The sequence below is a fragment of the Paenibacillus sp. J31R30 genome (assembly GCF_059692115.1).
Genome location: NZ_JCAUAV010000002.1, coordinates 1,004,592 through 1,027,745, shown reverse-complemented (window position 1 = coordinate 1,027,745; position 23,154 = coordinate 1,004,592). Strand labels below are relative to the sequence as shown.

Below are 23,154 nucleotides of genomic sequence, written 5' to 3'. Positions count from 1 at the left end.
CTTAACAGCGAGAAATCGGTCGTAATCTAGCTGGGCATCGTCGTCACTCGTAAATTCGAAAGAGACACGAATAAAGAAGTTCGTTCCAGTATATGGTATTATTTAATCTAATATTAATTAACTGATAGAGGAATATGGAGAACAAGATGAAATTCGTATATGAGTTAACTTGTAGCGGATGGGCAGACGGATTTATTGAAATTGACTCCAATAATGTTCGTTTTACTGCAAGTTATATGACCGATGCATTAGATGATTTGCTCCGTTGTCTAATTTCCATAATTCCAGAGTGTGTTCCTTATCCTCAAAATAAAACAGTTTTTGAATTTGAGGAAGAACCCGCTGGAACAGAATGGACATTCGAACGCATAAATAAAGATACTGTTTCAATTAAAATTGTACGTTATGGGGATTTGATGCTAAAAGAAAGTCCCGTCTTAAAGTTGGATTCCATGTGTCCCCTTAATGATTTGGCTAGTGCTGTTCTTATTGCATTAGAAATCATACTTGAGAAACATGGATTAGAGGGGTACAAGAAATTATGGGATTTGCATGATTTCCCTTTGAATCTTTATTTGAGATTAAAAAGTTACATGGATGCCAGTGGTAAACAGAATGAAAGTACGAGTTTATCGTAAAAAATATGAATTCATCTTACTGGATGGGAATGAATTTTTATGGATTCGTTGCTGCAAATCAAAATTGAAAATCTTACTTGCCAAGTATCATGTTCTCTATTTAATTATTGGAGAATGGTCGACTCTATCAACAGTCTATCTGTGACCCTCGAGGGTGGTAAAATATATGGTATTGCAGGAAATTTAGGTGCTGGTGGATGGGGGTTATCTTACATACTGGCAGGTAAAAAACTGATGGATGATGCTTATCAAAATTCTATACAAGTAAATGGTCAAATAGCCAGTGCTGATTTGCTTCGTAGTATATCTTGTTACATTGGTGAAGGAATTTCGGAACACCCCCATAAGCCCAGGAGAAGTTATCCAAACAAATTGACAAGGAGAATTTTGGGGATAAAAACAGTTGCAGAACAAATAGAACAAGGAATTGCGCAAAGCAAAAATGATTATAGTCTACTTGAGATTGCAAATATGTTTGAACTTTCAGGGGTATATGAAAATAATGAAAAGCAAGGAAGGATTCACAGACCATTAGAGTTTCAAAGTGGTGAAATATGGAGGGCATCAATGGCAGTTGGTTTTGCTTATGGTAAAAGGCTATATACTGTACCATGGATGCAAACCAAAGATTGGATGGAGTACATAATTGGTGAATACAATAAAAAGTTTATTGAAATATAAAGAAATCATAATTCAATTGTAATAGTTCCTGTACGCAACGAAAGTAATATAGGTAACTTGGCAGACGAAATCATTCATTTGTAATTACAAAAGAAGTTCAATGCAAAGAAACCACTCCATAGTCAGGAGTGGTTTTGTCTTGTGTTTAGATACACTACGGTGGCCCGTATCACAAAGGGATCGATGATAAGTAATCGTTCCCGCCCTCTCCCTAAATCAATCTCTTCATGCCCCGCAACCAATCATAAAAACCATCATCGAAGAAGAGATCGGGGATGTACGTCTGCGTATAATTGCAATTCGGGCAAAGAAGAACCAACCCTTGTTCAAGAACCTTAGGGTATAATTTCTCGTGTTTACTATTGAGTCCGCAAAAAAGAGGGTGTACACCATCTGCTTGCTGGTAATCTTTAATACGTTGCTTGACATCCTCTTGGTTCATTTTTATCCCCTTTATTTGTTTAGTTCAGAATTATTCCAAGATATCTTACGTTTCAACACTACCAACCTTGAAAATTTTCACATCATTACGCTAATTATTATACAAGATGTATTCATCTACAACATCAAAAATAATCTAAGCGCCCAATACCCCATAGATTCCTGTAGATGGATAATCACAAGATAAGCAATATTAAAAGGGGACAATTTCAGAATACCAAATGATGAGCATTTATTGTTCCATAAAGTAATGTTGTTGTTTCCAGCCGAGAACTTCTTTGATCATACCATTCGATAGAAAGCTGGATCGTCCAGGTAAATGCGGGACATATTTAGCAAGCTCAGGCATAAACCTATGGATCAGTTCTTCACTAGAGAGATCCGATGAAGTATCGTCAGCCGCTAGAATAAGCGATTGCGCGCCAAGCCCGTCTTTCTCCACAGCCAATCTACAGGCTACTGCCATGTCTCTGACATCGATGTAACTCCAAAGAATCCGAAGTCGTTAAAGTCCATCCTTGGCCGATTGGCTTATGATTTCTTCTTTCGGAAAATAAAAAGGCTGCCTATGTTGGCAGCCCTTGCAAAGAATTTACTCCTATTTCGCTCTCGGTGTGCTTACGAAGCCGATCGACTTGTGCGTGCCGTCGCAAAACGGCTTGTTACCCGATCCTCCGCATCGGCACAACGAGAACGATTCTTTGTGCTCAAATGGGTTGCCTTCTGCGTCCACCAACTCGACTGGGCCAGTCACCCGAAGCGATCCGTTGTCGTTCACTTTAATTGTTACTTTGTTTTCGTCTGCCATTATTTTTACCTCCAATGTATGACAAGATAATATACAAGTATATCCATTGATCATAAGAAAAAGACGAGCCAATCATCAAATATCGCAGATAGAAATAACAATCTTTGCCGATTCCTCAATAAAGAAAGCAGGTCGCCGGTGCGTCTGCTTTCTTTGTCTCACATAATGGCAACCTATCAAGGCGGCGGTGGATTTGGCTTATATCCACCTTTTCTGTTTCGGAATAAGTGACTTGAACCACATTACGTCCTCCTATGATACATTATCAATTCACTTGAGGAGCCGAAATAGGATACCATTTTAAATCCTCATGCCTAATAAAATTTGATTTGGCGTAGCGATATTCATAGAGAACCTTCCCGGCTTCATTCAACGCCTTCGCATTAAAATCATTCCAAGGGAATGATTTATCCCAAGAAAAAGTGATCGGGGTATTTAACTCTGCTTTCTTTCTTATTCTGTTTCCTTCGGGTCCGATCTCTAAAAACGAAATCCGCGGGTCATTCAACAATACACTGATAACAGTCGCAGTCCTGCCTTTGTCATCCGAGTATAAGACTCCACCGATTGTCTTAATTGAGTCTTCGTTGTGAAAATAATACGTGGACATTCTTGAAACCCATAAAAACCCAAATGATTTGAAACTTATTACTGTAATCGGCTTTTCAGTTGAATCGAAGATGAATACTTTTCCCCATGGGTAATCAACTTCATCTAATAAAACTGAAGCTTTTGGTAGAAATGGGTTCGCTTTAGCAGCACTTAATGCATCTAATTTGTATCCGGCTAAATAAAAAAATAAAGCAATCAATAAAAAAACACTTGTGGCAACTACTAATCTTCTTTTCGTCATCATTTCCCTCCAGCTCGCAGATAGACCTTACTTTATAAATGTACATTTATCTGGTGCTAGAAACTATTTCTAACCAGCGTTTTTATCAGCCCTTGAAGTTTTTTGTTCGTTTCTTCATTTGCAGTATGTATTCCGTATCGCGGCTCCAGCTCTTTTACTTGTTGTTCCGTATCTTTGATTAAGCCAGCAAAATGCTCATATGTTACTCCACCATGTTTAATATTCAACATGAATTCTCTTTCAACACCTGAATAGTAAATAGATGAACTAAAATCTGTGAAACCTGTTTCATAAAAACGAATAATAAACTTCAAAAAATGAAATGACATCATTGCTTTTTTTGTATTAAATCCGTATTTACCAATGATGTCTCTTTGTAAATCAGAATTAGGTTTGTGCAAATCCTTCATCTGTCCATGGTACATACCGTAGCAGCTATTGTATAAATTCTTTAAATTGATCCTTGAAATTTCATCTCTCATATCAATAATTTTATTCATTTCATGATTATTAAAAGTTTCAATTTCTACAGAATATAGCAACTCTAGAAATGTTAAATTCGAGTTATAAAGCAATTTCTCCAGCTTTCTTACATCGTGGATTTCGACATCCTCAGCTTCAGAAGTAATGAAGTTTTTATAGATCACTCCAGAATATAGATCGTCAAATGTAGGCAGCACAAACAACTTCATGTCCCTGTCTGAATTTTCATCATTGAGATTCCTGTTAATGCTACCTGATAACGCCTTAAAGACAACCTCTCTACCATGTGCCCTCATAGCCTTATTACCTCCGGTTTTTTTCCACATGCCATTACAAAGTTCATCATTGCATATGCATCTGGAGAATTATTTATGTTCTCAGAAGCTTGGTTTAACTGATCTAATTCTTCCTTATTGAGGATTCCATTCTTATATGTTCTGTCACAAATCCTGGACCACTTCCCACCTCTAATACGCTCATGCCGTTCTGCAATCCATACCATTTTAAATTTCGAAACTCTTTATCCCACCCCATCATTGCTTGGGCTTTCAACCTCTCTACTTCGGCTTGAAAACCTAACTTTGAAGTTGCAATATGATAAGTCGAATTGCGTTCTTTCATTTGTCCCCTCCTGTTAAGAACTTAATAGAAAGTGATGCCCTCTTATGATTATTGATCACTTCATTATAGACGGAAATAAGTGGAAAAAGTTTTAGTACACCAGGCTATCTAACCGTTAACTCAGTGAGCGCTAGCTTATGTTAAGATGTTCTTATCTCAATAAACTACCAAACATAGGAATGGTGATCATATGGCAAGAGACGATTTGAGCAAATGGATTGAACGGCGCGAAGAAGGACGAGCCAAGCAAGATCAAGCGATCTTAAGCGAGGTTCGCGAGCACTTATTAGAACTATTGTCCAATTATCCAGATGACGCGGAGATCAACTATCAAACCGGAATCGCGCATGACAATTCTGGCATGGGCCGTCAGGCTATTCCATTTTATGTGCGGGCACTTGAATTGGGCCTCTCTGGTCCTGATCTAGAAAGATGCCTAATGGGGCTGGGGAGTACATATCGCTATTGGGGAGACTACGAAAAAGCGGTGAACACGTTGCGCAGAGGTATGAGGGAATTTCCTGAGAACAGAGCAATTCAAGTGTTTCTTGCCATGACGTTATACAATAGCCAAAATTACAAGGAAAGCGTCGAACTTTTGGTGACCAATTTAATGGAAACTACCTCTGACGAAAAGCTACTTTATTTTAAACGCGGGATCTTGGCTTACAACGAAGACCTTGATGAAACTGCTGAATGAAATAAAGGGTTCCGAATATTGCACAGCATAACATTTGTCCAAACCTTATGGTTTAAGATCTCATAATTTGTTGTATTCATCCTAATCATCTCTATTTAATGATGAGAAACAAGGAGGGCAAATTAAATGAAGCTTAACCAAAAAACTGTCGTAAAAAAGCAGACGGACAACGTTCAGATTCAACCCATTACCGAGAAGGGACTGCGCATCCTATCCCGTCGTGTACTACCTCTTTATGAACGCATTGCTAACGATCGTGTGTATGCGATGCGACTGATCAACGCCATGAGGACATTTGATTTAGATCGAACCACAAGAGTGATCCAACAGGTGCTGCCAGGCGCAAGCGCCTCTATTGGAGCCGGCTTCAGTGCAAGCAACAGTCTAATGATCACAAAAAAGACGAAGGTTTATTTGGACACTGGTATCTTTAGTCCAGGGCGGCTACTAAGTATACAATCCGAGGATATCCGTAAAGTAAGCCTCATCATGCTGCAGCTGCTGCGAAAACTTGCCAATGATCGTATATTTGGAGCACAGTTCATCAGGCTCGTGAGAACGAGAAAACAGGCAGCGTTACTGCGGTTAGTCAATAACGTTAATTCGAAATTTATTGTTTCCGCCACTATCAGCGTGTACGGCCCTTTATTTGTTGTCCGCTTGTCTAACGGCAAACGCTATAACCTTTCCTTGGAACATTCTTGATGAGAAAGATTCTTTGAATCTTGGTATTGTACTAATAAGAACCACAAGAATCCTGACCTTTAGGTGAAAAGGCTGCCGATCGATCATTTACGCTCGGCAGCCCTCTATTCAACTATCGTTTCTTGTTAGCTTAGTGGAGTGTCCCTAGTGAGCAGACTTTATTGGGTGCAATATGTTTATATGTATAATGTTGATCATTATTAAAGGATAAATGAGAATATTGAAAGATTGACCCATCTTCACCCAATATGGCGTCTTTCCTAATATGCAACTTTCTTCTCATATTGCTCGATTACTCGTACTGTATCCACTTTTAGCTTCTGATATAAAGAGATGTATCTGTCCAATTCGTGGCTAATTGCAACAACATTTTCATTTGTAAGACTGTTTTGTACTAATGCTTCTTGAACCAATTGAAGACGCATTGTTTCGATTTTTTCTAAGAGGAATTGCTCCATTTCACGTATCTCCGTTTCTGTTCAATAAGTCGACAAAGATATTATAAAACAGACAGATACAATAAGGTTGTTACTATTTGTCGAATACCTAAAATAATATTTCAAAAAAATTGTTCCCTCATGATTTTATGCTTCAAACTATTTTATCATATTGCTAATCGTCTCAATTCTTTCCTTAACCCCTTTTGATGGCTTATTTGTAACCTGTGCTACCTTTACTATGAAAATACTTAAGACGAAAACCCGCCATTTTGCAAAAAGAGACCCTCAGCAACGGGCCGAGGGTCTAAGTTTTATATTTAAAAAGGGGGTCGACTTTTATTATAATCTTGAATGATTAAGCCCAGATGAAAATAAGATTTCAATTATGTAACAAATATTTAACTCTCGTTCTCCCGTCAGTTCAACGAAGGGATAGCTCAGCTTCGTAATGTATCACGTGATGCCTTCTTTCATTTCTTGTTCATGACATCCCCCTGCCCATCTCTTCAAGTTGGGATCGATTAATTATGAATGGCTCAATCATACAAAAGCAGCCAACCCAAGATCAGGTTAGCTGCTACTGCCTCATATCGAAAAGTTTTTCATCAATGGCATGATAAAAGATATAACTCCCATCCCCAGCTTAAAAAAGCTGCCCATGTTACCAAAGAACCCCCCGGCACCAGCAGTGCCTGCTGATGAACCTTTTCCAAGACCGCCCAATAGTCCGCCGCTAGAGCCTCCTCCTAAAAGTCCCCCAGCACCCCCGCCGCCAAGAAGGCCGAGCATGCTTCCTAAACCGCCTCCACCAAGTAAGTTTCCCAAACCTCCTAAACTAGAAATTTGTGCTTTGCCTTTGGCTTTATTTCCGGTGAGCCTTTTTTTTCCCTTGAAGCCTTGAAGAATGACTTGGTTACCTTGTATTTCGTTTAGAACTCCGTAGTACATAGAACCGTTCTTGAGCACAACACAAACAGGCGTTCCTAAATTACTCTTAACTTGTGCAGAGATAGAGGGCGAAGATGCAGGAATGGCTCTTTGTCCGACATTCACGCGGCCGTTCTTTTTTTTATGCTGCTGAATAGTTTTCATTCCCGGCTCACACATCCTTTTATGTGAAATCATACTTCTTGTCATCTTATGTTGTTTCGTCATGTTTGGACTATGCTCTCAGGAAGATGTGTGATAAATAAATTAACAACTATTCAGCCAACTTGTTCGTATAACGATATTTTCTAAAACTCAGTCTTATTTTTCCAATAGGTATCTACATACCCACGGTTTATATTCCATTCAGCAAGCATCTCTCTCTGACGAATCTCTAAATCCCTATAAGGAGCTGCTTCAAGAGATATTTTACTAAATCGCTCTAGGAAGTGAGGCCCTTCCTTAAACTTTCTCATAGCCCCCATTTCTAAATCGTTTGCAGCCCACACTACCCTCTTGATATTAAAAGACAACAGAATAGTACAACTACACATTGGGCAAGGCTCACATGTCGTGAATAATGTATAGTTCTTTTTCAGGAACTTCTTATTCTCAATATCCAACATAGTTGGTCCAGCAATTCTTATAGCGTCAACCTCTGCATGTGCTGTAGTATCCGCCTCCGAAAAGACCCTGTTACGTCCCCTGCTTATAATCAAGCCATCTGAATCTACGATAACAGCACCAATTGGATAAGTCCCTTCATCTTTGGCTTTTTCAGCTTCAACAAAAGCCTTGAGTAAATATTTATAATCATCTGTCATAAGCTTCCCCCTGTTTTATTCGGCTATTAAAATTCCCTTATTTTAACATTCAACATAACTTAATAAGTATCCTGCCTGTTCAAAACGTCTGAACATCGATCATTATTTTCGAAATAATACCATCCTGTTTTCTCAAAAAGCACTTTGGTTTACGACTTTTATTATTTTCGCAAACGTTCCCGAAAAATGCTTGAATTCTTATTTTTCCTGTATTAATATAAAATTATATTTTGCAAACGTTCCCGAAATGGAGAAAAAAATGAGGGTTTCTATTAAAGATATTGCACTCAAATGTAATTTATCCGTAAGCACGGTATCAAGGGCATTAAATGGTGATTATGGCGTCAAGAGTGCGACAAGAACTAGTGTTATGAAGGTAGCCAAGGAACTAGGTTACGTGCCAAATATCGCTGCAAAGGAATTAGTAAGCCAAAAGAGTAAACTGATCGGAATTATAATAAGCGATAGTGACTTTGAGGCACGCCCTGCCTTTTTCGAGTTGCTTCCTCACATCAATAAGACTTTAGCTATGTATAACTATCGAGCGATCATTTACACAATTAATTCTCACAGCTATTTAAGAGGAGAACTACCCGATATCCTAAACTTGCGTAATTTAAGCGGATGTATCGTAGTTAGTGTTTTTAGAGCAAACCACCCCATTTACGAAGATATTAAAAGCATACATATACCGACTGTCGTGCTTGAAAGTTCTATATTAACCCGATTCTGTTCCAATATTAACACGGATGAAGTCATGGGTGGCTATATGGCAACACGTTACTTGATCGATAACGGACACAGACAGATTGGCTTCGTTAATGGTTCCAAACAATTTGAGATAAGCAACGAACGATTCGAAGGTTTTCGAAAAGCCATGGAAGAATCCCATTTGCAAATATCAGATACAGCCATCATTTGGAGCAATTACACTGGGAGCGGAGGAAAAGAAAGCGTTCATCAGCTGCTTCAAAGCAATCCTGAACTAACAGCTGTATTTTTCGCGAATGACTTGATGGCTATGGGTGCAATCTCATCTTTGGCTGAGACAGGAATCCTTGTCCCGAAACACATCTCTGTGATTGGATATGACGGTCTATTTGTGGGCAAATATTACAATCCACCATTGGCATCCATTGTCATTGATAATCCAGCAATTGGGGTAAGAGCAGCAGAATTGCTTCTTGAATTGATTCATGGTGGCAGCGGAAAAACAGTAAGAGTGATGCCCCACTTATTCGAAGGAAAAAGCGTGAGAACTTGTTGATAATGGAGGAATGGACATGCAACAAAAGAAACGTAAAATGACAGTTTGCCTATGTACTGCTAGTCTTCTCGCATTGGTTGGATGTACCTCATCAATTTCGGTCAATGAATCAATCGTTGTGCCTTTTAACGAGTATTCTCCAAAGCAAGACCTGGCGTTAATTCAAAGTATTCGTAAAAATAGAGATTCTGGAAAAGAACTTTATGAGATATATCGGGATCTCACGCTAATTGACATCCATAACCACGATGCGGGCGATCCGTTTGTCGTAAATAAATGGGGGCTATTTGGAATAGACCGAATTGTTTTATTCGGGGATATATCAGAACCCAGCGCACAAGCTACGGATCTCCTGGCTTGGCAGCGGTACCAAATAGAGCCTACGCATATTTTCCCCTCCTTCGCAGGCTTTCCAATGTATGAAAAAGAAGGATTATCTATAGTTAAGGAAAAATTGGAGCAAGGCTATTTGAACATTGGAGAGGTTGCCGCCGCCTCTACCCATTCGCCAGTTGTTTCCAAAGTAAAGTGGAAAGCTAATCATCCGAATGACGGGAATCTTCCGCAAATCTATGAGTTGGCAGGAGAATACCGTGTACCGATTCTTTTGCATATCGATCCACCCAATGGGTCACCAATTGAGCATCTAGAGGAAGCACTTAAGCAGCACTCCAAAACTAATATAATCTTTGGACACGCAAATGCCTACAACGCTCCTGCTAACATTAAAAAGCTACTGGAAAAGCATACTAATTTATATATTGATTTTTTTGCAGGATTTACTTCATATAGCCCTGACAGCAGTAACAAGTTGGCGGACTTCATACCGCTTATAGAGCAATTTCCAGACCGGTTTATGTTATCTACCGACTCGGGATATGGTTTGACAACTGAACAAGCAGCGAAGGCACTTTACGAAACCATTGATTTACTTTCCCCTGAAACAGCACTAAAAGTTGCTTATCAGAATTACGAGAGATTAATTGAGCTTCAACCACCGACAGATACCCAAATCAAAAAGATAACAGAGTTATCCACTAAGCTAGGTAAAAAAGAAAAGTATCGTTTAAATAAGCGAATGGCGAACGAATTGATTTTTAAGTTGGAAGGTGAAGGAACGTAATAACGAGTGCTCCCCCTCAATGAGCTTTCGGGGATACGTATGTGTCACCTTCTTCCTCCTCTACATAATATAAATGACAGTATAGAAGCACCAAGGAGGATTCGCATGATGTATTGGTGTCCCTTTTGTGGTAACTGGTTTAAAGACTACAGTCATGGTAATTGTAGTTCTTGGCTACAGACGGAGAACCGAGCTGAAGTAAGTGAAACGACAATCATCGATGAGTGGAGTACCGTCATAACTCCTCCTGCGCCAGAGCTGCAATCAATCACGGTTGACCCAAAAAGCACCGCAATGCTTGTGTTAGATATGCAGACCTCTATTTGCAATAATCATCGCTGTATAGCCTCCATTTCTAAGATTAATAATCTATTGACTAAGAGCCGTGAAATAGGCATGCTAGTTGTCTATAGCCTTACTCAAACTGGAAGTTCCTCCGAAATTGCCTGGCAGCTAGCCCCCGCTTTAGGCGATCCTATTGTAAAATCAAGCGTTGATAAGTTCTACAAAACCGATTTAGATAAAATTCTAAAAGATAATAATATTAAGACGGTTATTGTTACTGGTTATGCCGCCAATGGCGCAGTTCTTCACACAGCTACTAGTGCGGCGTTCCGAGGATACAATGTTATTGTACCTGTTGACGGCATGTCTGCTGGCAATCCTTATGCCGAACAGTACACAGCTTGGCATATGCTTAACAGTCCTGGAACTCGAAACCGGGCAACGTTAACCAAAATAAGTCTGATTCGCTTTTAGATGATATAGCCAAACAGACTGCCAATAGTTACGGCAGTCTGTTCACCATGAATAGTAGCTGTTAATCTAGTTTCATGTAATAAAGATTTGTAACATCTTCTTTAGTAATGGTATGTGCGCCAGGCGCAAGTGATACACTGACAATGCCATTCGTCATTGCATAGCTTGTGCCATCTACCTTGACTTTAAGTCCATTTGCTGGATTAAACACTAATGTTAGTGTTTTAGCTGTTGTTGTGGTAAACCCAATATTGGTTGAACTCTCCATTTTTAAACATTGCGTTAGTGTTAAACCATTATATACCACGGTTCCCTTGCTTGTTGAAAGGTTCCCTACAATTGTGAAGAAGCTGCTTGTTTTTCCATCTGTGGTAAAGTTATGAACAATGGATGTGCCTGGTGTAGACGTTGGTGCCGGCGAAGCCGTTGGTGTAGCTGTTGGTGCTGGTGTAGCTGTTGGCGCCGGTGTCGTCGTTGGTGCTGGTGTAGACGTTGGTGGTGTTGAATTACCACCTACAGATACAAGTTGAGTTGTGTAACTTTGTATTTTAGACATCAGTGCTGAATTAAGGTCAGACGATGTGTCATCAACTGAATCATTAAATGCCCATGTAAAGTCTCCATTACCTAGGCGTCCAGCTTCTGCCGTAACAACTTGTTCAACGGTGCTTACGCTATCGATATCAGCTGCATTTACTCCCGTATCGATCGTTGTATCAAAGTTATTATAAGATGTTCCACCTACTAATGCTTTGTATGAACTTGGAACTGTTTCGTTTCTTGTGGAAGCTAAGTACGCATCAAATGATGTTGCATTAGCCGGAGCTGATCCTGCATTGGAATTTGCATAAATAAGACCTCCAACAAGATCTACGATACTATTATTGTATGCTTTAATCATACCGCCATTCTCACCAGAGAATGTACCTACTGACCCACCTGCAATATCAGTACCTTGTAAGGAAATCAACATTGGATTTTTAGAATGTCTGTAATAATTTGATTCTACAAAGGCAGAACCTGCTGTTGTAATACCAGTACCATATTTGGAGACGCCATCAAAGAAGTTATTATAAATATGAATAGTTCCTTTTCTAATACGTGGATGACGTGAGTCTGAATGGTCAAACCAGTTATGGTGGAATGTTACAAAGAATTCAGTTGATTCACTCAATCCGATTAGAGCAGCTTTTCCGGAATCCCAGTAGTGATTATAAGATATTGTCGTATACGTTGATGCGCCTTTAAGGTCAGTTGAACCATCACCTTTTGCTTGGTCAGCATCTCCGCCTGCTTTTCCATAGGTAATATCATTATTGTGCACCCAAATATTAACATTGCCTGTATCCATTGAAACGGCATCGTCTTGGAATAACAAAATACCAAGGTTTCTTACTTCTACATTTCCGACATTTCTAAGTAGGAATCCCCATCCATAAACAGTTGCATCTTTTCCGATACCTTCTATTGTAGTGTTCATTTCCGTATAACTTGAATTGCCTTTTACTTGAAGAAACCCACTGCTGTTAATGGATGAACCCATGTCAGCATCAGTAACTTTTCCAATAAATCTAATGGCAAGTGGTGTTTTATCATAGCCTTTTTGTCTTAGTGCCAGAATTGGACCAATACCAACACCTGTTTGTTTAGTACCTGAACTAGCGGTAATAACATCAAGAGTTACTGTTTGCGCAGTCGCAGATGTTACATAAATAACTTGAGCACCATTCCTAAGTGTACCATCTTCATTATAAGCACCTGAACCTGTGCCAAGTGGTGATTGATTTGCAAACGCAAATCCAGATCTGTCATGTGCCTTTACGGATATCGTAGATGAAACAGTACTTTCTGTTGTACCACCTGACAGTACTGCTTCAACTTTCATTACATAATTTCCAGCTGCAAGCCCTACAGCATCAGCTCTCCAATATGTAGGGTATTGTCGGATTAATTGCGTATCAATTTGATTATATTGAGAATCTGCTGCACTTGCAGGTTTAACATATACATTATACCCCTGAGCATTACTTACAGGTGACCACTCTACATAGGCCGTTTCATTCCAGCCTCCACTGCCCGTGATCGAAACACCAATAGCATGCACTGCTTTACTGGCAAATCCGCTTGCGATTATAGATAGCACTAGAGCAAACAATAAAACGTAACTCGTTACCTTTGAAACACTTTTATTCAATTTAATTCCTCCCGCGTTTAATTGATTATGACACCTTCGAAACCGCTTACAAATGCTTATGGATTTACATGATCCCCCCTCGCATTCAAGGCTCAAAACTGGCTCAATAATTTCGAACATCCTCAGCTTATCAGTATTGAAATTGGTTCCGAAACAATCATTTGCTCATATTTTCCATTTTTCTGAGCTAATGATTATCGTCGAGACATATGATACTCCCAATAACAACTCATAGATTGGAGCCAATCTGTCGGTTAATCAAAAAAGAACGCGCCTCCGCTTAGGCTACGTCCTCTACAGAATAATCCTTGAATGGATATCTTCAAAATTTAATATATATCATACACTTTTCGAACAAAGCCATCATACAATTCTTAATAATGACTGTTCGAAGGTGGAGATCCTTTATGTATGCAAGATTAAGTATGTTTAGATTAAGATCTGATACACCCCTATCGTTTGCAGAGCAATGGGCAGAGAAAACTCACATGGTCCATCGAACATTAAAGGGATTTAAAGGGATTACATTTTTGGGAGAAGAAGTAACGAATGAGTTTGCCGCGATCAGTTTCTGGGAGACGAAAGAAGACGCTTTAGCAGCAGGTGATGCCATTGCATCCAAAGTTTATTCCACCCTATCAAAAACTTATATCGAATCCCCGCCTATTGTTGCAATATATGGTGTTTATGACCTATTTCAAAATCATAAATAGTTGAGAATTGCAATATTACGTTCATGAATAACGATCCCTGATATCCGCCAATCAGCCAATCTTTATTTTGACTTAATGAATACTGTTTTAGACGCCTGTTCCCAACTTATCGTTGTCCCTAATGATTCGGCTATAAATCTTACCGGAACTAACATGCTTTCTGAGACGATAACTGGTTCCGAGTCCAAGATATGACTAATTCCGTTCACTTTAGCTTGATTACTGCCTAGTGTCAGATTGATCAGGCTTTGTCCTTTTGTTGCCGTAACTGTTAAGGTACTTTCATCCCAAGTAATATTCGCACCGAGAGCATCGAAGATTTTCCGAAGAGGCACCATTGTATAACCATTAATAATCACAGGCGGCTGATTAAATGCCACTTCATTTCCGTCCACTTTCACTCTTATTTGATCTTCTTGAAGTATTTCAGAATCATAGCTCTTAATCCAAACAGGAGTGGTTCTATACCATTGTGTCCCATCACCGACATAATTGCTCCCCCATGACCAAAGGGTGTTGTTATCTTTTAGAGCCATTGATTTGAAGTCAAATCCAGGAGCGTTGATTTCCTTTATTCGGGTCAAACCTTTTACTTGTACAGGAACTTCGCTATCCTCGTAAGAACCAATGCCAAGTTGCCCACCGCTGTTTATACCGCTCGTCCATACGGTTCCGTCACGTTTTAATAACAGAGGCCCTCCTGCACTTGCTTTGACAGATATAACATCTTGAATACCTTCAAGCAATTGTGGCTTGGAACTATCAGCAGTATCCTTACCTGCCACAACACCTTGTCCCCCTGATCCCCAGAACCATACCGTACCATCTTCTTTTAATCCGTAGGAGTATTGACCTCCTGCTGCAATTTCTTTTAGATTAGTAATACCTTGAATTTGTACGACCCTTCCAGTCGATTTGGTCCATACAGTACCGTCTTTCTTCAAGGCAATCATATTTCCCCATCCAAGAGAAACGGAAATAATGTCAGTAAAACCTTCAAGCTGCTTAGGAACAGTAATAGTGCTATAGGATCCATCACTATTTCTATAAGAAATTCCACCCCAAGCCCATAATGTACCATCTTTTTTTACCGCATAACTTGTACCCCAATTAGCTGCAATCGCAATGACGTCGGATAATCCCTTTACTTGAACAGGTAAGAATCTATCCTCATTTTTTACGACTTCTCGTGTCTTCTGGTCAAATACGGATTGGACTCCATCACCTATGGCTCCGGAAGAATTGCTGCCCCATGCCCAAACGTTCCCATCTTTTTTTAATGCAAGCGAAAATCCTTGACCTTTAGCAACAGCAATGACGTCATTTAACCCTTTGACTTGGGTCGGAATAAGAGAGGTTTCAGCATTATTGCCACCTTCCCCATTGCCTAATTGCCCTGATTGGTTACTCCCCCAGGCCCATACCGTACCATCCTGTTTAAAAGCAAGGCCGAATCCGGCAATTCCAGCCCACCCACTCTTGTTTTCAGAATCAGCCATAGCCAAATTGCTAAATGCCATAACAAATACGAAGCTAAATACCAAAAAAATTCTTGTTAGTTTTAGTACAAAACTCATGGTTGTGTGTACCCCTCTATCTTTATAATTGTAGTCAACTAATTAAAAAATTAGCTCGCAATCTCTATTTTCCCATACATCAAATAAGTTTCCATCTAAGTCTTCAAAAACAAAAAACTTACCGTAAATACCTTCATCACAGATATTCCTTACAGTGACTCCTTCTAAAAGCAACCGATTATGTAAGGATGTAATGTCATCCGTAAAGAATGTAATAACCCACCTCGTTCGCCCTTTTATTTCAAATACAGCTCTAGTGTCATTATCAGTTTCAATCAAAACCAGTATTGGACGGTTCTCTTTAAATAAACTTAAATCAGTACCTCTATCATTTCTGATAGTAAAACCAAAGTGAGTTACAAACCATTCCCCTGATTTTTTGACATCCGTAACGGGAACTACATTATAAGCAATCCCCATAATTCTTCCATTTTCCATGTAATCACTCCTATTGAGCTATCGTTAGCGCTCGCCAAAAATGGATTTTCATCGTTACCTCCACTTTTTAGTAAATTCATTTTACCATATATTAGTTGAAAATAGTGTAGAAACCCCTAATTTGAAATCCTTCCAGGTGAGTCTATCCTCCCCAACCCCCTTGTAATTTATTTCCAATAAATTTATAGATTTCTCTAGAATAATTTAAGGTATGCAATTCTACTTCTCCTATAATAAAAGTAATAGTGAATCGTCAATCAAAGAGGAGGAAGCAGTTTGCAGAGAGAGCAATTAGATCACGATTTGGCGCTTGTCAAAACATATGCACCACGGCTGTTTTTTGATCGCTTGGAGCCATTTTTTCCAGTTCGCGTTGGTGTAACGATATTTGAGCAAGACGGTCAATCGCCTTCCTTCCGTCGCAGGATCAGCTTCGAATCGGATGCCAGGATTGAAAAGGTCATCGAATACGCCATCTACTGGGACTATGACATCGAGCATTTGTACGAGCTGGAACATGTATGGATTTATGTAGGGCGTGACGGCAGTGTTATCAATTGTGAGTGCAGCTTCCATGGCAAATATTTTAAAGGACTGCTTCAGGATCGAAGCAATATATCTGAAGACAATCCATCCCAGGTAAAACTGTATTCCCAGCCTGGAAAACACGCTTTTTCCCCACTTCTCGCTATGCTTGAGCTGGTCCCGAATTTAGAAACGTGTACCTATGAGACGGCGGGCAGTGCAGGTTTGTTAGTCCCCGACATGCTGCGGGAACAGATGACTACGGATAAGGAAACGAACCAATTGGTGGAACGTTATTTGCAGACATTTCGTTTTCGACCAACAATGGAATTTATCGAATTTGCTTGGGAGGAATCGTTATTCGTGCCGTGGCTTGAGCTTCTAAAGGAGATTCCACAGCGTGTTAACCATGAATTGAATGTAATGAGGAAGTACTTTGGCATCCCCGACTAGTCATAAGCAAGCATAATTGGTTTTATGGATTTCCTACCCATTCCCCAATAAAAGTACTCATATTAAACACTACCCGCTCCGCGCGCGGATCCTTATCCCTCGACACCCATCAGAACAGCATCAAGCAATCAGAAAACCATCCGAACTTAAGGGGGGTGATAGTAGTGTGAATTTTGTGGAAATACACCAATATTTAGATGAGATTATGGAATGAGCTTTTAGGTTTTGAAATGAATCTATGTAGTTCCATCTTACTAATTAAATGGAGGTATTAATGAAATGAAAAGCAAAATGAAAGCACTTACATACGTACTCTTATTGACGTTGTTAGTTTCTACCCAATTAGTACCAACAGCTAGTGCAGCTGTCTTAGCTCATAACGCAGTGATAGGATTCGCAGAAGTGACCCCTACTACAACTACTCAAATAGCGGCTAAGCTTTTTCAACCAACTTTGAAGGTTACTACCGGATGTGTGCCTTTTCCTGCAGTAGATGCAGCAGGGAATACAAATGGAGGTTTAGCACCTAGCGGAGCAGCTAATGGGAATTGCAGTTCCAGTCCTGGACAAGTATATGCACGTTCAGGATGGTACAATGGGGTATGGGCAATTATGTATGCTTGGTATCAACCTAAAGATTCACCATCTTCAGGATTGGGACATCGACATGACTGGGAAGGTGCTGTCGTTTGGATCGATAATCCAACAGCTGCTTCTCCGCAAATTCAGTCCATATCCTATTCTCAGCACGGTGACTGGTTAAATGTAGCTAAGACTGCATCAAACACAAATGGAACTCATCCAAAGATTGAATATAAGAGTGTTTGGCCGCTTAACCATGCGTTATATATCACGAATACAGCAGGTGGATATCAACCGTTAATCGGCTGGGACGATTTAACTGCTGCCGCAAGGACTGCACTAAATACAACCAGTTTCGTGGATGCAAACGTTCCTCTTAACGACGCGAATTTCACAAATAATTTAGCAGCTGCTTGGTATCAATAAATAAAAGTTTGCCTCGAGGCAACTCTTTTCTTGTAATGACTGATGCCAGGGAAGATTAACTTCCCTGGCATCTTTTTCTTGTATGTCACGATCTTCATATTACTCAGCCATTACAAGATTTCGATATATCCATCTGTTCCATTCACCCGAATGCGTTGCCCATCTTTGATCAGTTTCGTAGCATTCTCCACACCGACAACGGCCGGTAAGCCATATTCACGTGCAATAACGGCTCCATGAGTCATCAGTCCACCAACTTCGGTGACAAGTCCTTTAATGGATACAAACAAAGGTGTCCAGCCAGGGTCCGTAAAGGAGGTGACTAAAATATCTCCCTCTCCCAGATTAGCCTCTTCCATGTTTAGGATAACTCGTGCCCTTCCTTCGATCACACCGGAAGAAACCGCTAGACCTACGATCGCATCGGCTGGCAGATTTTCTCGGTTGTACGAACCTGTAATGATTTCACCATCAGACGTGAGTACACGCGGCGGAGTTAGTTTCTCAAAAAATTTGTAATCTTCTTTCCGCTTTTTAATCAACTGATCATCAAGTTTGTTTGTACGAACGACTTCATGAAGCTCTTCAAACGACAGAAGGAATATATCTTCTTTTTCATGAATAACGCCCGCCTGTACGAGTTGTTCAGCTTCTTTCAGTAAAGCCTGCTTATAAACGAAATAGCGGCTAATCCAACCGTATTTTGGATATTCACGATAACCGATGAAATTCCGAATTCGGCGGATCATCCGTTTTGTTTCTTCAGCTTTCTGTTCACCATCCGGCAATTGGATTAATCGAGCTAATAACTCTTGTTCTTTTTCCAGAGCTTCCTGGCGCCCTTGCTCAAATTTTCGCTGGCCGGCATTCGGCTCAAAGGCTTTGATGTTACCCAGAATCATGGGAACCAGTGTACTTGGTTTTTCACTCCAACGCGGTTTAGAAATATCGATTTCTCCAGCGCATCGCATTCCGTATATATGGAGATAAGCGTAGATTGCATCATGAGCTTCCTGTCCACCCTCGAACTTAAGCAGTTCATTCAAAAAGTTATCATCTTTTACATGCTGTAAATAATCAATGACTTCCGGATAAGGACGAATTACATCGGCAACCCCCATTAATGCCAGACCCATTTCTGAAGTAATATTGTTAGTTACCGATTGAGAAAGCGTATCTGCTGCGTTTTTCTCTCCTAACCACTCGTTCATTTTTTCATTGATCCATAATGAAGCATTTATGGCAGTCATAAACACAGCCGTACTTCGGGGGTCAAATAAGATCTTCTTTAATTGCTGAAGATCTTCCAGAATAAAATCAAATACATCCGATCCAGATTTCGTCTGGATGTTTTGTTTTAACTCTTCTACCGATGCGCGATTACTCTCAATCAGTTCAGAAACGATGTTCGGATTGTTTTCAATTTGTGCCAGCATATCTGTATCACTTCTGCTCGGAATCGGCGCTGTTTGATCATCACTTGGTAACAATTTTATAAAATCTCGCTCTATGATGGTCATGAGTGCGCCTTTTATGAGCGGATCGGATCCCATGGTATTTAATAAAGCTTCTCGGTCGACAGGTTTAACCAGCCTAGGTGCAACATCAATGAACAACCTCCCACCGGCTTTACGCATAGGTGCAGGAGTAATTAACAGGTAGAAAGACAATCCCATTGGTTTCATAGGATCGGTCATCATTTGTTGATGGCCAACAGATAAATAGACGTGATTTTCTTGGTCATTCGCTTCAGGAATCGGGAATAACGTCGTGATTGGGCGGCTTTGGACGATATAAAAAGTATCCTGATCCAAACACCATTCGATATCTTGTGGGCTGCCAAAATAAGCTTCAATCCGTCTTCCGATGCGTGCCAGTTGTAAAATTTGTGAATCATTCAGCGTTTGAGACTTTTGCTGATCAGGAACAAGCTGCTTGGTCTCCGTTCCGCCATCTTTACGTCCATAGATAGCCAATTCTTTGGTTGCTATTCGCTTATTGACGATTTCCCCTTCGTGCACAGTGTAATTATCGGCAGAAACCAAGCCAGAGACCAATGCTTCTCCAAGTCCGTAACTGGCATCGATGGATAGCACCTTGCGGTTGGAGGTCATTGGATCAGCCGTAAATAAAATCCCCGAAGCCTGCGGGAAAACCATCCTTTGAACGATTACGGATAAATAAACTTGGCTGTGATCGAACCCATTTTGCATACGGTAGATGACCGCGCGATCCGTAAATAGGGAAGCCCAGCATTTGCTGATATGCTGCAACATGTCATCGACGCCGATGATATTTAAATAGGTGTCTTGTTGACCAGCAAACGAGGCATGTGGTAAATCTTCAGCTGTCGCACTAGATCGCACTGCATAAGCTTGTTCCATGCCAAACTGGGAGAGATAGTGAGTAACAGCTTGCACAACATCGGAAGGAATTTCTGCTTCCGTAATGATTTGTCTGATCTTCCTGCTGATTTCACCAATTTGATCTCGATCTTCCACTTTTAGCGATGTTAGTTGTTCCAATAAAGCATGATAGGTTATGTTTTCTCCTATGGCTTTTTGATATCCCACTGTTGTAACACAAAATCCTTCTGGTACTTGTATGCCTTCAATTTTAGATAATTCCCCTAAATTCAACGCTTTTCCGCCAACGAGCCCAAGCTGCGTATTTTCCATCTCCTGAATACCGAGAACCAAAGAACTCAATCAATATCACTCCTAATCATTAATTTGAGAAAACATTTGACATGAGCTCACCTACATGGTATATTTATATTGTAATATGGAACTCTTATGCAAATATGAACACAAACAAGTCGTAAACCGATTATATCATCGTGTCTGTACATATGCAATATGTAAGAACCTGGTACAAGTGTCCAGGTTCTTTTTTGATTTCGCTATTGGAAGTCTAACATAAGTGGGGTAGGTATTTCCTGCGTTTTTCGACGGTAACCCTCATCTAGGATTTGTTTCAAACCTTCCGCTCTTTTATTAATAAATGTGTTCCAAAAAAGCTTTCCTTTTTCAGCCAGTTCTTCGTGTGAATAACTTCCTTCTTCAAACTTCCCCCAACACCCATCCTGAGTTAGTCGATCCCACCCTAAAAAATCCGCATATATACGGTTCTCTGAAGGTATGTCTGAACCCATAGATCCTGGTTTAACCAGGTCAGGACAAAGCCACATAGCTGTACATACAGATAATAGCCCGCCATGTATTTCGTTTAAGCCTTGTAAACCAGACGTATTAACGGCTTCATCCCATGCAATTTGAATATTATGATTTGCCGTGATTAAGATCATCTGTGGGTACTTGTAATTCATATGTTTGATGAAAGCCCCTTCCCAATATGAGCCGCCATGTCCCGTGCAGACTACAAACTTCTTAAAACCTTGCCTTATCAGGTTAGAAATAATTTCTTCCAATAAGGAAGTTAATATATTAGGGCTTACAGTAACCGTTCCTTTAAAATTGGCATGTTCCTCAGAAGTATTAAACGGAATTGTAGGTAATACGTAAGCATTTAATTCTCTTCCATAAGTGTCAGCGAATCGTTCTGCGATTAGCGTATCTAAATGCATTGGTAAGTACGGTCCAAACTGTTCCGTTGCTCCTACCGATAGAATAACTGTATCAATTCCACTATTTGAAATTTCCATTGTGGTGTTCTTAAAACTAAGCACAACAACACTCCTTACTTCTTTTGGATAAATAAAACATCATAGTCAAGCACTTTGTTGAATCCTTGTTTCTCTGCCACTTTAACCGATGGTCCATTATTACGCCAGCAGTCCCAATACGGTATTTTATTTAATTCTCTGCATGTATCTATAAAATAGTGAAGAGTCATGGATGCGATGCCTTTATTCTGATAATCGGTAACTGTCTCGATACCTATTCCACAACTTTTTGTGCTTACATACTCCGAAGTACACCAACAAACAACACTTTCGTTAGTGATTGCGCAATACCCGAAACCATTCTCCAGAAAGTGATCTGTTGTTCCCCACATCCCGATTATTTCGTCAATCATTTGTTGGTTGTTTTTTAAATGCTTACTTTCGATGATACTTTTATCAATTCTCTCAACTGGAATGGCTGAAGTAAATGTAGTCGAGGAATGACTATTGAAATTGTGTTTAAACAATGATCTCTTCAGAATTTTAGGTGAAAAGCTGCTCAAAGCATCATTTAGAGCAAATTCCCACTCATTCGAATGAAAGTAAACTTTGGCAGCATGGATGTTTTCATTTTGGAATTTTTGAGCTAGGAACTTCCCTGCACGCACATAATCATTAGCTGTATGCGATGATCCGCCGAGATAGAAGCAATGACCTTTATCCCATATTAACGAGATTGTTGATTGTTGTACGTTGCCGTCTACGAAGATTTCAGCAGTTGTTTGCCCTTCTGTAATTGAATCGAATACAAAGCAAACCTGTTCACTCTCATAGTTATTCCGAAGTTTGGATAGTTCATCTGATATTTGTAAAATAGTTTTGAATCCCCTTTTTAAGTTTATAGTGATTATACGTCTCGTTCTCAATTTCAATCATAGTTAGAAAATCGAAGCCACACTTTTGTATGACTCTATTTGATGATAGGTTACGTATCAGAGCTATCGCGTTAAGTTCACGTAGGCGAAGTTGCTTCACATTACCCCCTTTCGATACGGCTTCTAAAAACTGTTTATTTTCAACTGTTTCGTAATTCACTAGCCAATCCAACCGTTGCTCCTTAGGAACATTCCATCCAGGCAAAAATTCTATTATCTCTGGTTGCATAGTAATTGAGTAGAATTCGTCCAAATCCTCGACCCTATACTCTCTTAAAATGATATCCTCGCACACAATCGTAAACATATTGTCTGTGGAGCCAGAGTATGTATCTGGGTTCATATTCATCGACCTTTCTTGTCAAGATCACAGCATTTATCCATATGATAACAAATAATACAAGTAGTTGTTGGTA

25 protein-coding genes are annotated in these 23,154 nt (G+C 39.9%); 10 read left to right on the top strand and 15 right to left on the bottom strand.

Annotated elements, in window-relative coordinates; translation table 11 throughout:
- Positions 1–146 precede the first annotated feature (146 nt).
- Together AC58QO_RS10400 and AC58QO_RS10395 are read left to right on the top strand one after the other, a co-directional pair.
- A complete protein-coding gene (locus AC58QO_RS10400) occupies positions 147–638 on the top strand; it encodes a hypothetical protein (RefSeq protein WP_497265219.1) in 492 nt (163 codons plus the stop codon).
- Positions 639–677: 39 nt separating this feature from the next.
- Complete coding sequence (locus tag AC58QO_RS10395; protein WP_497265218.1) at positions 678–1,319, top strand: hypothetical protein; 642 nt, start codon at positions 678–680, stop codon at positions 1,317–1,319.
- A gap of 211 nt (positions 1,320–1,530) precedes the next feature.
- Here AC58QO_RS10395 and AC58QO_RS10390 read toward each other — a convergent pair whose 3' ends face one another.
- From AC58QO_RS10390 to AC58QO_RS10365, 6 genes are all read right to left on the bottom strand, one after another.
- A complete protein-coding gene (locus AC58QO_RS10390) occupies positions 1,531–1,761 on the bottom strand; it encodes a hypothetical protein (protein ID WP_497265217.1) in 231 nt (76 codons plus the stop codon).
- A 231-nt stretch (positions 1,762–1,992) separates the two neighbouring features.
- Positions 1,993–2,226, bottom strand: coding sequence for a hypothetical protein (locus tag AC58QO_RS10385; protein ID WP_497265216.1), 234 nt, complete (start codon positions 2,224–2,226; stop codon positions 1,993–1,995).
- A gap of 132 nt (positions 2,227–2,358) precedes the next feature.
- Positions 2,359–2,568 carry a CDGSH iron-sulfur domain-containing protein gene (locus tag AC58QO_RS10380; RefSeq protein ID WP_497265215.1) on the bottom strand — a complete coding sequence of 70 codons (210 nt, stop codon included), beginning with the start codon at positions 2,566–2,568 and terminating at the stop codon, positions 2,359–2,361.
- A gap of 265 nt (positions 2,569–2,833) precedes the next feature.
- Positions 2,834–3,421 (bottom strand): hypothetical protein, encoded by a 588-nt coding sequence (locus AC58QO_RS10375; RefSeq protein ID WP_497265214.1) that lies wholly within the window; start codon positions 3,419–3,421, stop codon positions 2,834–2,836.
- A gap of 56 nt (positions 3,422–3,477) precedes the next feature.
- A complete protein-coding gene (locus tag AC58QO_RS10370; RefSeq protein WP_497265213.1) occupies positions 3,478–4,200 on the bottom strand; it encodes a DNA polymerase beta superfamily protein in 723 nt (240 codons plus the stop codon).
- A gap of 103 nt (positions 4,201–4,303) precedes the next feature.
- Positions 4,304–4,525 (bottom strand): hypothetical protein, encoded by a 222-nt coding sequence (locus AC58QO_RS10365; RefSeq protein ID WP_497265212.1) that lies wholly within the window; start codon positions 4,523–4,525, stop codon positions 4,304–4,306.
- Positions 4,526–4,715: 190 nt separating this feature from the next.
- On the opposite strand from AC58QO_RS10365, the gene AC58QO_RS10360 reads away from it, so the two are divergent.
- Positions 4,716–5,225: a tetratricopeptide repeat protein gene (locus AC58QO_RS10360; RefSeq protein WP_497265211.1), complete on the top strand. Its 510-nt coding sequence runs from the start codon at positions 4,716–4,718 to the stop codon at positions 5,223–5,225.
- Positions 5,226–5,351: 126 nt separating this feature from the next.
- Positions 5,352–5,930, top strand: a complete 579-nt coding sequence (locus AC58QO_RS10355; protein ID WP_497265210.1) for a hypothetical protein — start codon at positions 5,352–5,354, stop codon at positions 5,928–5,930.
- Positions 5,931–6,190: 260 nt separating this feature from the next.
- Here AC58QO_RS10355 and AC58QO_RS10350 read toward each other — a convergent pair whose 3' ends face one another.
- The 3 genes from AC58QO_RS10350 to AC58QO_RS10340 form a co-directional block, all read right to left on the bottom strand.
- Positions 6,191–6,388, bottom strand: coding sequence for a Spo0E family sporulation regulatory protein-aspartic acid phosphatase (locus tag AC58QO_RS10350; protein WP_497265209.1), 198 nt, complete (start codon positions 6,386–6,388; stop codon positions 6,191–6,193).
- 567 nt (positions 6,389–6,955) lie between these two features.
- Positions 6,956–7,462: a hypothetical protein gene (locus AC58QO_RS10345; protein ID WP_497265208.1), complete on the bottom strand. Its 507-nt coding sequence runs from the start codon at positions 7,460–7,462 to the stop codon at positions 6,956–6,958.
- Between the two features lie 143 nt (positions 7,463–7,605).
- Positions 7,606–8,121, bottom strand: a complete 516-nt coding sequence (locus AC58QO_RS10340) for a nucleoside deaminase (protein WP_497265207.1) — start codon at positions 8,119–8,121, stop codon at positions 7,606–7,608.
- 259 nt (positions 8,122–8,380) lie between these two features.
- Here AC58QO_RS10340 and AC58QO_RS10335 point away from each other — a divergent pair, with 259 nt between their 5' ends.
- From AC58QO_RS10335 to AC58QO_RS10325, 3 genes are all read left to right on the top strand, one after another.
- On the top strand, positions 8,381–9,388 hold the full coding sequence (locus AC58QO_RS10335; RefSeq protein WP_497265206.1) for a LacI family DNA-binding transcriptional regulator: 1,008 nt from the start codon (positions 8,381–8,383) through the stop codon (positions 9,386–9,388).
- 16 nt (positions 9,389–9,404) lie between these two features.
- The gene (locus tag AC58QO_RS10330) at positions 9,405–10,511 is read left to right on the top strand and encodes an amidohydrolase family protein (RefSeq protein WP_497265205.1); all 1,107 of its coding nucleotides are present in this window, start codon (positions 9,405–9,407) and stop codon (positions 10,509–10,511) included.
- Between the two features lie 105 nt (positions 10,512–10,616).
- Positions 10,617–11,270, top strand: coding sequence for a cysteine hydrolase family protein (locus AC58QO_RS10325; RefSeq protein WP_497265204.1), 654 nt, complete (start codon positions 10,617–10,619; stop codon positions 11,268–11,270).
- 61 nt (positions 11,271–11,331) lie between these two features.
- Here the strand turns inward: AC58QO_RS10325 and AC58QO_RS10320 are convergent, their stop codons facing one another.
- Entirely contained in the window at positions 11,332–13,464 is a 2,133-nt protein-coding gene (locus tag AC58QO_RS10320; protein ID WP_497265203.1) for a pectate lyase family protein, read from the bottom strand.
- A gap of 407 nt (positions 13,465–13,871) precedes the next feature.
- Between AC58QO_RS10320 and AC58QO_RS10315 the strand changes: the two genes are divergently transcribed.
- Positions 13,872–14,177, top strand: a complete 306-nt coding sequence (locus AC58QO_RS10315) for a hypothetical protein (RefSeq protein WP_497265202.1) — start codon at positions 13,872–13,874, stop codon at positions 14,175–14,177.
- 62 nt (positions 14,178–14,239) lie between these two features.
- Here AC58QO_RS10315 and AC58QO_RS10310 read toward each other — a convergent pair whose 3' ends face one another.
- Both AC58QO_RS10310 and AC58QO_RS10305 read right to left on the bottom strand, forming a co-directional pair.
- A complete protein-coding gene (locus AC58QO_RS10310; RefSeq protein ID WP_497265201.1) occupies positions 14,240–15,754 on the bottom strand; it encodes a stalk domain-containing protein in 1,515 nt (504 codons plus the stop codon).
- A 42-nt stretch (positions 15,755–15,796) separates the two neighbouring features.
- A complete protein-coding gene (locus tag AC58QO_RS10305) occupies positions 15,797–16,192 on the bottom strand; it encodes a VOC family protein (RefSeq protein WP_497265200.1) in 396 nt (131 codons plus the stop codon).
- Positions 16,193–16,468: 276 nt separating this feature from the next.
- Here AC58QO_RS10305 and AC58QO_RS10300 point away from each other — a divergent pair, with 276 nt between their 5' ends.
- Both AC58QO_RS10300 and AC58QO_RS10295 read left to right on the top strand, forming a co-directional pair.
- The gene (locus AC58QO_RS10300; protein ID WP_497265199.1) at positions 16,469–17,170 is read left to right on the top strand and encodes a hypothetical protein; all 702 of its coding nucleotides are present in this window, start codon (positions 16,469–16,471) and stop codon (positions 17,168–17,170) included.
- 291 nt (positions 17,171–17,461) lie between these two features.
- On the top strand, positions 17,462–18,178 hold the full coding sequence (locus AC58QO_RS10295; RefSeq protein WP_497265484.1) for an NPP1 family protein: 717 nt from the start codon (positions 17,462–17,464) through the stop codon (positions 18,176–18,178).
- A gap of 110 nt (positions 18,179–18,288) precedes the next feature.
- Here AC58QO_RS10295 and ppsA read toward each other — a convergent pair whose 3' ends face one another.
- The 3 genes from ppsA to AC58QO_RS10280 all read right to left on the bottom strand — a co-directional run bounded on the left by ppsA (position 18,289) and on the right by AC58QO_RS10280 (position 22,729).
- Positions 18,289–20,886 carry a phosphoenolpyruvate synthase gene (gene ppsA, locus AC58QO_RS10290; protein ID WP_497265198.1) on the bottom strand — a complete coding sequence of 866 codons (2,598 nt, stop codon included), beginning with the start codon at positions 20,884–20,886 and terminating at the stop codon, positions 18,289–18,291.
- A gap of 194 nt (positions 20,887–21,080) precedes the next feature.
- Positions 21,081–21,866, bottom strand: a complete 786-nt coding sequence (locus AC58QO_RS10285) for a creatininase family protein (RefSeq protein WP_497265197.1) — start codon at positions 21,864–21,866, stop codon at positions 21,081–21,083.
- An 11-nt stretch (positions 21,867–21,877) separates the two neighbouring features.
- Positions 21,878–22,729, bottom strand: a complete 852-nt coding sequence (locus AC58QO_RS10280; RefSeq protein ID WP_497265196.1) for a GNAT family N-acetyltransferase — start codon at positions 22,727–22,729, stop codon at positions 21,878–21,880.
- Positions 22,730–23,154: the final 425 nt, after the last annotated feature.

Bases quoted from the DNA above. Each gene is read 5' to 3' on its own strand.
- AC58QO_RS10315 (WP_497265202.1), top strand. From the start codon at position 13,872: ATGTATGCAAGATTAAGTATGTTTAGATTAAGATCTGATACACCCCTA.
- AC58QO_RS10395 (WP_497265218.1), top strand. From the start codon at position 678: ATGGATTCGTTGCTGCAAATCAAAATTGAAAATCTTACTTGCCAAGTA.
- AC58QO_RS10400 (WP_497265219.1), top strand. From the start codon at position 147: ATGAAATTCGTATATGAGTTAACTTGTAGCGGATGGGCAGACGGATTT.
- AC58QO_RS10335 (WP_497265206.1), top strand. From the start codon at position 8,381: ATGAGGGTTTCTATTAAAGATATTGCACTCAAATGTAATTTATCCGTA.
- AC58QO_RS10355 (WP_497265210.1), top strand. From the start codon at position 5,352: ATGAAGCTTAACCAAAAAACTGTCGTAAAAAAGCAGACGGACAACGTT.
- AC58QO_RS10380 (WP_497265215.1), bottom strand. From the start codon at position 2,568: ATGGCAGACGAAAACAAAGTAACAATTAAAGTGAACGACAACGGATCG.
- AC58QO_RS10385 (WP_497265216.1), bottom strand. From the start codon at position 2,226: ATGGCAGTAGCCTGTAGATTGGCTGTGGAGAAAGACGGGCTTGGCGCG.
- AC58QO_RS10360 (WP_497265211.1), top strand. From the start codon at position 4,716: ATGGCAAGAGACGATTTGAGCAAATGGATTGAACGGCGCGAAGAAGGA.
- AC58QO_RS10295 (WP_497265484.1), top strand. From the start codon at position 17,462: ATGAAAGCACTTACATACGTACTCTTATTGACGTTGTTAGTTTCTACC.
- AC58QO_RS10345 (WP_497265208.1), bottom strand. From the start codon at position 7,462: ATGAAAACTATTCAGCAGCATAAAAAAAAGAACGGCCGCGTGAATGTC.
- AC58QO_RS10305 (WP_497265200.1), bottom strand. From the start codon at position 16,192: ATGGAAAATGGAAGAATTATGGGGATTGCTTATAATGTAGTTCCCGTT.
- AC58QO_RS10325 (WP_497265204.1), top strand. From the start codon at position 10,617: ATGATGTATTGGTGTCCCTTTTGTGGTAACTGGTTTAAAGACTACAGT.
- AC58QO_RS10370 (WP_497265213.1), bottom strand. From the start codon at position 4,200: ATGAGGGCACATGGTAGAGAGGTTGTCTTTAAGGCGTTATCAGGTAGC.
- AC58QO_RS10310 (WP_497265201.1), bottom strand. From the start codon at position 15,754: ATGAGTTTTGTACTAAAACTAACAAGAATTTTTTTGGTATTTAGCTTC.
- AC58QO_RS10340 (WP_497265207.1), bottom strand. From the start codon at position 8,121: ATGACAGATGATTATAAATATTTACTCAAGGCTTTTGTTGAAGCTGAA.
- AC58QO_RS10390 (WP_497265217.1), bottom strand. From the start codon at position 1,761: ATGAACCAAGAGGATGTCAAGCAACGTATTAAAGATTACCAGCAAGCA.
- AC58QO_RS10375 (WP_497265214.1), bottom strand. From the start codon at position 3,421: ATGACGAAAAGAAGATTAGTAGTTGCCACAAGTGTTTTTTTATTGATT.
- AC58QO_RS10365 (WP_497265212.1), bottom strand. From the start codon at position 4,525: ATGAAAGAACGCAATTCGACTTATCATATTGCAACTTCAAAGTTAGGT.
- AC58QO_RS10350 (WP_497265209.1), bottom strand. From the start codon at position 6,388: ATGGAGCAATTCCTCTTAGAAAAAATCGAAACAATGCGTCTTCAATTG.
- AC58QO_RS10330 (WP_497265205.1), top strand. From the start codon at position 9,405: ATGCAACAAAAGAAACGTAAAATGACAGTTTGCCTATGTACTGCTAGT.